This window comes from Halarchaeum sp. CBA1220 (assembly GCF_003721175.2).
GTDB lineage: Archaea > Halobacteriota > Halobacteria > Halobacteriales > Halobacteriaceae > Halarchaeum > Halarchaeum grantii.
The window spans coordinates 83,168-93,121 of the sequence record NZ_CP054709.1; the positions used below are offsets into that span (position 1 = coordinate 83,168).

Sequence of the window (9,954 nt, forward strand, 5' to 3'; positions counted from 1 at the left end):
TCAGCGCTCCCCGTTGATGACGTCCGCGACGCGCTCGCGGTCGAAGAACCGTTCGTTCTCGGGAATCTCGGGGTACGCGCCCTCGGTGTACGCCGGCCACTCGCCGAAGGCGTCGGGGTAGAGCTGTTTGGCGGTCATCTCGAGCTGGAAGAGGTTGAGTATCGGGCCCTGATAGCGCGCGCCCTGCGCGTAGACGCGGCCGTCCTGCACCGCCGTCACTTCGCTCGCGACCGGGTCGTCCTCGAGCGACGCCCGGATCTCGGCCATGTCGTAGCTCGGGTGCATCCCGCCGAAGACGAGGATGACGTCCGGGTCGGCCTCAAGGAGCGTCTCGGAGTCGATGCGCGAGCCGGACGTCACGTCGTCGCCGAACGCGTCCACCGGCTCGAACGGGCGGACGTGCGCGCTGAGGAAGCCGGGCGTATCGACGTTGTAGACGTAGGGCGCGGCGGGGTCGCTGAACCCGCCCATGACGACGCTCGGGCGCTCCGCCTCTGCCGGGAGGCCCGACGCGATGCGTTCGAGCACGTCGTCGTGAATCGCGGCGAGCGCGTCGTACTTCTCCTCGTCCGCGAAGACCTGCGCGACCCTCTCGAACTGCTCCCAGAGCGTGTAGTACTCGTACGCGTCGGCGTAGGCCGCCGGTGGCTCGGAGTGGCTGTCGCTGAACGTGTTCCCGAACCACGGCCCGACGTTCTCGCTGATCTCCGCGACGTCCTCGACGTTCCAGTCGTCGAGCGCGACGACGCTCGCGGGGTCGGCGAGGTGGACGTCGCTGTCGAGTTCGTAGAGCTTCTCCTTCGAGGTGGTCCACGAGGAGTAGCGGCCGGTCCAGTCGAGTTCGACGCCGGGGAGGCGGGGCGTGAACTGATTCCAGAGCGCGTCGTAGTAGTCGGGCGCGTGCAGCGCGTTCACGTCGTTTCCGCGTCCGAGCGCGAACGCCATGCCCGCGAGGTGGGTGAGCCGCGTGAATATCGTCTCCGGGACGGCCGCGAAGGTGACGTCGCCCATCGGCGCCATCGACACCGTGTACGAGGCGTCGGCGGTCGTCGTCGTTCCGTCCGCCGTCGTACTCGTCGTGCTCGTCGCGCCGTCGCCGCTACCCGTACAGCCGGCGAGCAGACCGCCGCCGACGAGCGCGCCGCCGGACGTCAGGTAGTTCCGACGCGTCAGGCCACTCGCGTGTGTGTCGTCGCTCACGGTCAGACCGCCCCGTTGATGACGTCCGCGAGCCGCTGGCGGTCGAACAGCCGTTCGCTCTCGGGGATCTCCGGGTACTGGTCGGCGGAGAAGCCCGGCCACTCGCCGAACAGTTCGGGGTAGAACTGCTTGGCGGTCATCTCCAACTGGAAGAGGTTCATGACCGGACCCTGACGCGGGTTCCCGGACGCGTAGAGGCGGTCGTTCTCGACGGCGGTGAGCTGCGAGCCGACGCTGTGCGAGCGGATGGACTCCTTGGCCTCGGGGACGTCGTAGTAGGAGGAGATCCCGTGGTTCATGATGATGACGTCCGGGTCGGCCTCGAGCATCGCCTCGTAGTCGACGAGCTTCCCGCCGTACTCGCCCGTCTCGATGTCGGCGAAGACGTCGTTCGCGCCGAGCGGCCGCGTGTGCGCGAAGAAGTAGCCGGGCTGATTGAGCTTGTGGACGTAGAACGCGTTCTCGGAGAGCCGGGGGTAGACCATGCCGACGGTCGGGCGCTCGTCCTGCGGTGGAAGCTCCGCCTCGACGTCGCGCATGAGACCCTGCTTGAGGCCGTGCAGTCGCTCGAAGCGCTCCCGCTCTCGGAAGACGGCCGCGTACTTCGACGCCATCTCCCAGAGCGTGTAGTACTGGTAGCTGTCCCGGTACGCTTCGGGGGGCTGTCGGTGCTTGCGGCTGTACATGTTCCCGAAGAACGGTCCGACGTTCTCCTCGACTTCGCGGAGGTCGGACTGGCTCCAGCCGTCCAGCGTGGTGAGGTACGCGGGGTCGACGAAGTGGACGTCGCTGTCGAGTTCGTAGAGCGTCTCCTTCCCGTACTCGCCCGCTTTCTCCAGGTCCAGCCAGTCGGTGGACACGTCGAGCGTCGTGTAGTAGTACTCGAGCGACGGCGTCGTCGTCGACGGGCTAGACGTCGACGTGGCGGCGCTGCCATGACCGAGTGCGGCCATGGCGTCGAGGTAGTTGGTCGAGCCCGCCAGCACGTTCTGCGGGACGGCCTCGAACGTCACCTCGCCCATCGGCGCCATCGACACCGTGTACGAGGCGTCGGCGGTCGCCTCGGTCGACGTCGAGCCACCCGACGTGGAGTCGCTCGACGTCGTCGTTTCGTCGGCTCCGGTACCAGTGCAGCCGGCGAGGAGGCCCCCGCCGAGGACTGCGCCGCCGTACGTCAGGTAGTCCCGACGCGTCGGGGCGTCGCGACCGGTGGCGTCTCGTGCCATACGGATTAGGCTAGCCTAAAAATATAAAACGCTTCCGGGATTTAGGCGAGCCTAAAGTCATGGCGGGCCGGGTGGTCCGCGCGGGACCCCACAGTTCGGGCACGTCGGCGGGCCGGGGTCTGGGAGGTCGACCCCGCAGTTCGGACACGCCGCGTCGGGTGCCGTGATGTCCGCGACGGCGTCGTCCGTCGTCTCGCGGACGCCCGCGACCGTCCCGACCGCCTCCCCGGCGTCCGCGTCGCCGAGCGCGAACCGGGCGCGCGTCGCGGCGAACGCCGCCTCGTCGTCCCGTACCGTCTCGAGGGCAGGCGGTGCCGGCGCCGATACCCCGTCGGCACGCGTGAGGACACCGAGCGCTTCGGCGGCGCGCCCGCGAACGTACGGACTCCCGTCCCCGAGGCGCTCGACGAGCGCGTCCCGGTGCGAGCACACCGCCTCGGGGTGGACGCAGGCGACGACCGTTGCGGCCGTCGAGAGGTGGTAGCGCACGAGTTCGGCGTCGTCGTCGAGGTGCGCCGCGAGCGTCTCCGTCTGGTGGCGCAGGCGCGACGGGTCGCCGAGTGCGATACACTCGAGGGCCGTCGCCAGTTTCTCGCGCACCGCCGGCTCGTCGAACGCGAGGCCGACGCAGAGGTCCGCGACGACGTCCGGCGTCGCCACCGCCTCGGGGGCCTCGCGGGCGACGTAGCCGAGCGCTTCGGCCGACCGCGCTCGGACGTAGTAGAACTCGGACTCGTCGGCGAGCCGCTCGGCGAGCGCCGGGACGACCGCGAGCACGTCCGTGGGCGCGACGTCGGCGAGGGTGACGAGGAGCTTCGCGCTCAGGAGACGGACCGCTCGGTCGTCGTCGACGAGGAACGGTTCGAGCGCGTCGACGAGCGGCCCGAGGCGCTCCGGGTCGTCCTCCGCGACGGCGGTGAGGGCGCGCAGCGCCGCCTGCCGCTCGTCGGACGCGCCCCGCCGATACCGCTCGAGGGCCTTGCGGATCGCGTCGAACGCCCCCGCGTCGAGGTGAGCGCGGAGGTCGCGGGTCGTCGGGGGGGACGCTGAGTCGTCCATCGGGTAGTCGTCTACGGGACACTCTCGCCCCCCGTGCCTTAAGCTTTTTAGGTTCCCCTAAATGGGGCGTCGCGGACGGAACCCATCGAAGGAATAGGAGGTGTGCATCACGCGCCACGCGACGGCGGGGAGACGGGGTGAGCGTGAACTCGAAATATACATACGAAGGCTGTCTGTTAGTCGTATCTACCAAATAGAGCATATTATAACATCGCCAGACTGGAGGGCCGCGCTTCGAGGGCGATGACGAATCGCTTCGAACGCGGGGCGGCCTCCAACACACCGGCCATCTGCATCGCGTTATCGTGCGTTTTGACGGCTCTACCGTCGATACATAGCGTCTGTCGAGAGAGGTTGTCGGCGTGGACCGTCGTGGCCGGGTCCGATGCGTTCGATAGTCGCGAAGTCGTCTGTTTCGGACGTCTGAGCGCCGTGTAGTCGTAGTAGCGGTGACGGCAGCTCGACGAGGAAGAGGACGCTCGGCGCCGCGTCGGAATCGCAGTCGACACGACCCGAGCGCGACCTAGGAGCGAACAGTTCTGCGAATCCCTCTATCTAAGAGATAGTAAAGGCAGTATAGAGGTCGGATAGAGTGAGCGTCGAGAGCCACCGTGGTCGCGGGCGACGGTGAGGTCCCTCAGCGGTGCGTCTCGGCGGCGACTTCGACGCCGGCGGCGGCGAGCGCTTCGCGAATCGCCTCGGGGACGGCGCCGTCGGTGACGAGCAGGTCTATCGCGTCGTGTGACGCGACGCGGAACGCGTGGCTCTCCGCGAACTTCGAGTGGTCGGCGACGAGGACGACGCGCGCCGCGTTCTCGATGAGCGCGCGCTTGGCCTGCGACTGCTGCATGTCGCGGGCGCTCAGACCGTCGCGGTCGACGCCGTCCGTTCCCAAGAAGAGGACGTCCGCGTTCGTCTGCCGGACGCGCTCGTCCGTCCACGGGCCGACGCAGTCGTGGCCGTCCGGCCGATACGTCCCGCCGGTGAGGTGCGTCTCGTGGCCGCGTTCGGACAGTTCGTGCGCGATGGCGGGCATGCGCGTGACGGCGGTCAGCGAGAGGTCCTCGGGCACCTGCTTCGCCACCTCGATGAGCGTCGACCCGCTGTCGAAGAACGCAACCTGCGTGTCGCGCACCTCCTCGACGGCGCGCTCGGCGATGGCGCGCTTCTCCTCGACGTTGTACACGCGTCGCGTCTCGTACGGGCGGCCGTGACTGATGACGGGCGTCGCGCCGCCGTGCGTCCGCTCGAGGAGACTGCGCTCCTCGAGGTCGCGGAGATCGCGCCGGATGGTCGTCTCCGAGACGCCGATCTCGGCGGCTAACTCGGCGACCGAGCAGCCGTCCCGGTCGTTGACCAGATCGACGATGGTCCGCTTCCGGCGTTCGGGGAGCATACGTTCGCATCGACTCCCGCGCGAATATACCTTTGCTCCCGAGGCGGCCGCGACCCGTCGGTCGGTGCATCCTCCTCAAAGAACCATATATCAACGGAAACCGACCAGAAATAATCACGGTGCGGGGTTTACAGCGCTATGCTCGTAACGAGCGGTCGGGACAGGCCATCGGGAGCGCGGCCGGTCGAGTGCCGACGCGTGCAGGGCCGTCCGAAACTCGGACACCGGGTCCGGCGGTGGCGGTCGGGCGGATGGGTCGTGGGCGCTCGGCCGTCGTTCCCCGGACGGACGGCCGAAAACAATCACGCGGCGTCGCGCTCGACGTGTCGGACGCCCGAGGAACAAGAGTCATTTACCCCGCCGTCCAGTATCCGGTATGCCCCACGACTCAGCCACGGCGCTCCGCGAGTGCTACGCGCACGCGAGGGACGGGCGATACGGGTTCTTCGCGAGCAACGTCACCCACTTCGAGGTGCTCGTCGGCCTCCTGCGGGGGAGCGCGAGCGCGCGCTCGGACCTCGTCGTCCAACTCGGCGAGGAGGAGGCGGCGTTCTTCGGCGACGGCGACCCGGCCGCCGGCGTGCGCGTGTTCGGCGCGTGCCTCGACGCCTTCGCCGCGCGCTACGACGTCGACGTCTACTGCAACATCGACCACATCCACCTCCCGGAGAGCGCCGGCTTCCTCGAGGCCGCGCTCGACTCGGGCGTCCCGGACTCCGTGATGGTCGACGCCTCCGACGAGGCCTTCGAGCGCAACGTCGAACTGGTCGCGGACGCCGTCGACCGCGTCGGCGACGACGTGCTCGTCGAGGCGGAGCTCGGCCGCATCGCCGGCGTCGAGGGCGGCACGGAGACGCCGGACGACGAGGCCTTCTACACGGACCCCGACGACGCCGTCGAGTTCGTCGAGCGGACGGGCGTCGACCTGCTCGCGGTGTCCATCGGCACCCAGCACGGCGTCGCGTCCGGGCGCGACCTCGACGTCCGCCCCGACCTCGCCGCCGACATCGACGCCGCGCTCCGGGACGCCGGTCACGAGACCGGGCTCGTCGTCCACGGCGCCTCCGGCCTCTCCGACGAGCGCATCCGCGAGCTGCTCGATGCTGGCGTCTGCAAGTTCAACAAGAACACGCGCTACCAGTACGAGTTCGCGCGCACGCAAGCGGACTTCTACCACGAGCACGCGGACGCGATCCGCCCGCCCGAGGGCGTCCCCGACGACCGCGACGGGTTCTTCGCGGACAGCGACTGGTCGCCCGAGAAGGCGCAGTTCCACCCGCACGTCGTCTCCGAGGAGGTCCGGGACCGCATCGCGTCGGTGATGGCCGACCTCTGTGAGCTGACCGGGAGCGCGGGCGAGAGCCTGCACGGGACGCGATGAGCGAGACAGAGCCCGTCCTCGTCGGCATCGACGCGGGGCTGACGAACGTCACGGTGACGGCGTTCGACCCGACGGGCGCGGCGCTCGCGAGCGCGTCCCGGGACACGCCGACGGCCGAGGCGGCGCGCGGGCGCGACGAGCAGGACCACGACCGCCTCTGGGACGTCGTCTGCGAGGCGACGGCGGCGGTCGTCGCGGACGACGCGGTCAGCCGGGACGCCATCGCGGGCGTCGGCGTCGCCGGGCACGGCCACGGCCTCTACGGCGTCGACGCCGACGGCGAGCCGGTCTGCGGCATCAAGTCCACGGACAGCCGCGCGCTCGACGCGCTCTCGGACGCACAGCGCGAGGCGGCGACCGAGCGCCTCGGCTGGGAGCCGTTCGGCGCGGACCCGTTCAGCCTCCTCGTCTGGCTCCGCGAACACGACCCCGAGACCTACGAGCGCCTCGACACCGTGCTGTTCTCGAAGGACGTCCTCACCCACCGGCTCACCGGCGAGCGCGTCACCGACCCCTCCGAGGGGAGCGTCTTCTACGGGCCGGACGGCGACTACGACGAGCGCGTCTTCGCGGCGCTCGAGGTCGAGGCGGCGTTCGACGCCCTACCGCCGGTCGTCCCGAGCACCGACGCCTGCGGGACGGTGACGGCCGCGGCGAGCGAGCGGACCGGACTCCCCGAGGGGACGCCGGTCGCCACGGGACTCCACGACGTCGCCGCGTGCACGCTCGGCGCGGGCATCGTCGAACCCGGTGACGGCCTCGTCATCCTCGGGACGTGGGGCCAGAGCGTCGCCGTCCTCGACGACCCCGCCGACGGGGACGCCGGCCTGCCGCGTCGCTACCTCGACGGGTGGCTGCGCTACGAGGGCGTGCGCGCCGGCGCGGCCTGCCTCGAGTGGTTCGTCGAGAACTGCGGGAGCGACTGGCGCCGCGAGGCCGCAGAGCGCGGCGTCTCCCCGTACGTCGTCTACGAGGAGGCCATCGAGGACGTTCCGCCGGGCGCGAACGGCCTCGTCTTCCACCCCTACCTCGAGGGGGCGACGGACGCGCCGAACAGCACGGGCGGATTCTACGGCCTCCGCCTCGAACACACGGACGCGCACATGCTTCGGGCGGTCTACGAGGGCATCGCGGTGACGCAGGCGCGCGGACTCGACGCGATCACGTCCGACCTCGACGCGATCCGGCTGACCGGCGGGGGCGCGCGGAGCGCGACGTGGGCGCAGATGGTCGCGGACATCTCGACGCGACCGGTACAGGTGCCCTCGGAGCGCGAGACGGGGGCGCTCGGAGCGGCGCTCTGCGGCGGCGTCGCCGCCGACGTCTATCCGGACGCCGACGCGGCGGTCGAGCGCGCGGTCGGCACGGCGGCCCGCTACGACCCCGACCCGGCGACGGAGTCCCAGTATCGGACGCTCGGCGAGGCGTTCTCGCAGATCGCGGACGCGATGGCCGAGCCGTGGGAAACACTCAAGACCCTAGACGAGACACAGTAGGACGATGAAGTTACTACTCTGTGGTGACCCACAGCAGCCGAGCGAGTACATGTACGAAGCCCTCGGCCGCCTCGAGTCGCGCGGCGTGACGTTCGAGCGGATGGACTGGATGGGCGACGCCACGCCCACCGAGTTCCGGAACGTCACGATGGACATGGAGGCCGACGGGCCGGGCAGCTACGACACGGAGGCGATTGCGGCGAACCTCGACGACGTGGACGGCCTCGTCGTTCACAAGGCCCCGGTGTCGCGCGAGCTCGTCGAGGGCGCGGACCTCTCGGTGGTCGCGGCGGCGCGCGGCGGCACCGAGAACGTCGACGTCGAGGCCTGCCGCGAGCACGGCGTGACCGTCCTCCACGCGCCCGGACGGAACCGCGACGCCGTCGCGGACTACGCGGTGTCGATGCTCCTCTCGCGTTTCCGCGAGATTCCGTTCAACCACGCCGACCTCTCCGGCGGGGAGTGGAATCAGGTCTTCGACCCCGACGAGCTGCCGCCGGACGTCCGCACGACGACGGTCGGCATCGTCGGCTTCGGGCACATCGGCCGCGGCGTCGCCGACCGCCTCGCTGGCTTCGACCCCGACCTCCTCGTCCACGACCCGTACGTGGACGACGAGGAGATCCGCGAGCGCGGCGCGGAGCCCGCCGCCCTCGACCGGCTGCTCGGCGAGTCCGACGCCGTCACGCTCCACGTTCGGCTCTCCGAAGAGACCGAGGGGATGCTCGGCCGCGAGGAGTTCGAGACGATGAACGACGCGGGCTTCCTCGTCAACACCGCGCGCGGCGGCCTCGTCGAGACGGACGCGCTCGTCGACGCCGTCGCCGAGGGCGACATCGCGGGCGCCGCACTCGACGTCTTCGAGGAGGAGCCGATTCCGGACGGCCACCCGCTCCTCGATCTCGACGGTGTGGTCCTGACGCCGCACGTCGCCGGCTCGACGCGCGACGCCGTCCTCGGCGGCCCGCGCATCATCGCCTCGCAGCTCGAGGCGTACCTCGACGGCGAGACGCCCGAACACACCGTCGAGTAGGGGCGCGCCCTCGCGTCCGACCACCGCGTCGCGGCGTCGCGGAGACGCGCGTGCGTCGCGTTCGAGCGCCGCGTGTGCACCGACGGACATCGTGGGGGAGACGGCGCGGAGTGCCCGAATCGCTACTCCGCAGGGAGCGTCCGAAATAGGCGAACGAAGCTCGCGCCGTGCGAGAGGGAACCACAGGGCGACGCGTTCGCCGTATCGGGGGTTCACCCGTGAATGCCGCCGAATACGCCCGCTGTGGGGGTGACGCGATGCACTATTTTTACATGGATATACCCGTCAGGCTACCGGCGCCGCGAGCGGCAGGAGGCCGTTCGGCTATCGCGAACGCGCGGAGTCAGGCGTGACTGTTCATGTTGAGGCTGACCTCGATGACGTTCGCGGCGCGGGTGACGCGTTCCGGGAGGTCGTCGCGGAAGCGCTCGTCGCGCATGAAACTCGCCGGGCCGGAGACGCTCAGCGATCCGAGAACCTCCCCCTCCGGGTTGCGAATCGGGGCGCCGATTGCCCGGAACCCCTCGATCTCCTCGCCGTCGTTGTACGCGTAGCCACGTTCGCGGATCGCCGCGAGTTCCTCGAACAGTTCGTCGGGGTCCGTGATGGTGTGCTCCGTGTGCGCGGGGAGGCCGTGACTGGCGACGATGTCCTCGACGCGCTCGCGGGGAAGGTAGGCGAGGATGGCCTTCCCGGAGGCCGTGTAGTGGAGGTGGTCGCGGTGCTGGGGCTTCTCCGACTGGTAGTCGTCGCTGATGCTCGTCTCGCCCTTCACCTGATAGAGGTTGATGCCGTAGCCGTTCTCCTCGGTGACGATGTGCGTGTACTGGCCGGTCTCCTCGGCGAGTTCGTCCACCTCGGGTTTCCCGTACTGGTAGAGCGGACTCCGATTGCGGGCGTACTCACCGAGCACGAAGAACTTGAACGCGATCTCGTACGCTCCGTCGCGCCGGACGAGGAAGCCGTTCTCCTCGAGCGTCTTCAGGTGGATGTAGGCCGTGCTCTTCGAGAGGTCGAGGTACTCCGCGAGCTCCGTGACGCCGACGCTCCCGCGCTCGCGCACGGCCTCGACGACGTCCGCCGCGACAGAGACGGTCTTCAGCGTCCGCGGACCGTCATTCCCGTCGTTCGTGCTCATACGCACTCCGAGCAACTGCATGCAT

Annotated in this window: 8 protein-coding genes; 3 read left to right on the forward strand and 5 right to left on the reverse strand. The window is 69.7% G+C overall.

Annotated elements, in window-relative coordinates; genetic code table 11:
* From EFA46_RS13735 to glpR, 4 genes are all read right to left on the reverse strand, one after another.
* The gene (locus tag EFA46_RS13735; RefSeq protein WP_123079250.1) at window positions 1-1,155 is read right to left on the reverse strand and encodes an ABC transporter substrate-binding protein; all 1,155 of its coding nucleotides are present in this window, start codon (window positions 1,153-1,155) and stop codon (window positions 1-3) included.
* Window positions 1,156-1,202: 47 nt separating this feature from the next.
* A complete protein-coding gene (locus EFA46_RS13740; RefSeq protein WP_123078484.1) occupies window positions 1,203-2,426 on the reverse strand; it encodes an ABC transporter substrate-binding protein in 1,224 nt (407 codons plus the stop codon).
* Between the two features lie 57 nt (window positions 2,427-2,483).
* Window positions 2,484-3,485 (reverse strand): HEAT repeat domain-containing protein, encoded by a 1,002-nt coding sequence (locus tag EFA46_RS13745; RefSeq protein WP_123078486.1) that lies wholly within the window; start codon window positions 3,483-3,485, stop codon window positions 2,484-2,486.
* Window positions 3,486-4,122: 637 nt separating this feature from the next.
* The gene (glpR, locus tag EFA46_RS13750; RefSeq protein ID WP_123078488.1) at window positions 4,123-4,881 is read right to left on the reverse strand and encodes an HTH-type transcriptional regulator GlpR; all 759 of its coding nucleotides are present in this window, start codon (window positions 4,879-4,881) and stop codon (window positions 4,123-4,125) included.
* A 376-nt stretch (window positions 4,882-5,257) separates the two neighbouring features.
* On the opposite strand from glpR, the gene fba reads away from it, so the two are divergent.
* From fba to EFA46_RS13765, 3 genes are read left to right on the forward strand one after another with little or no spacing between them, the layout of a single operon-like run.
* Window positions 5,258-6,262: a class II fructose-bisphosphate aldolase gene (fba, locus tag EFA46_RS13755; RefSeq protein WP_123078490.1), complete on the forward strand. Its 1,005-nt coding sequence runs from the start codon at window positions 5,258-5,260 to the stop codon at window positions 6,260-6,262.
* Window positions 6,259-7,758: an FGGY-family carbohydrate kinase gene (locus tag EFA46_RS13760; RefSeq protein WP_123078492.1), complete on the forward strand. Its 1,500-nt coding sequence runs from the start codon at window positions 6,259-6,261 to the stop codon at window positions 7,756-7,758. The genes fba and EFA46_RS13760 overlap by 4 nt, the downstream gene beginning before the upstream one ends.
* 4 nt (window positions 7,759-7,762) lie before the next feature.
* Complete coding sequence (locus tag EFA46_RS13765) at window positions 7,763-8,791, forward strand: 2-hydroxyacid dehydrogenase (protein ID WP_123078494.1); 1,029 nt, start codon at window positions 7,763-7,765, stop codon at window positions 8,789-8,791.
* Window positions 8,792-9,134: 343 nt separating this feature from the next.
* Here EFA46_RS13765 and EFA46_RS13770 read toward each other — a convergent pair whose 3' ends face one another.
* Window positions 9,135-9,929, reverse strand: coding sequence for an IclR family transcriptional regulator (locus EFA46_RS13770; RefSeq protein WP_123078496.1), 795 nt, complete (start codon window positions 9,927-9,929; stop codon window positions 9,135-9,137).
* Window positions 9,930-9,954 lie beyond the last annotated feature (25 nt).

Coding starts and splice junctions, on each gene's coding strand:
- EFA46_RS13740 (WP_123078484.1), bottom strand. CDS start 2,426: ATGGCACGAGACGCCACCGGTCGCGACGCCCCGACGCGTCGGGACTAC.
- EFA46_RS13745 (WP_123078486.1), bottom strand. CDS start 3,485: ATGGACGACTCAGCGTCCCCCCCGACGACCCGCGACCTCCGCGCTCAC.
- glpR (WP_123078488.1), bottom strand. CDS start 4,881: ATGCTCCCCGAACGCCGGAAGCGGACCATCGTCGATCTGGTCAACGAC.
- fba (WP_123078490.1), top strand. CDS start 5,258: ATGCCCCACGACTCAGCCACGGCGCTCCGCGAGTGCTACGCGCACGCG.
- EFA46_RS13760 (WP_123078492.1), top strand. CDS start 6,259: ATGAGCGAGACAGAGCCCGTCCTCGTCGGCATCGACGCGGGGCTGACG.
- EFA46_RS13765 (WP_123078494.1), top strand. CDS start 7,763: ATGAAGTTACTACTCTGTGGTGACCCACAGCAGCCGAGCGAGTACATG.
- EFA46_RS13770 (WP_123078496.1), bottom strand. CDS start 9,929: ATGAGCACGAACGACGGGAATGACGGTCCGCGGACGCTGAAGACCGTC.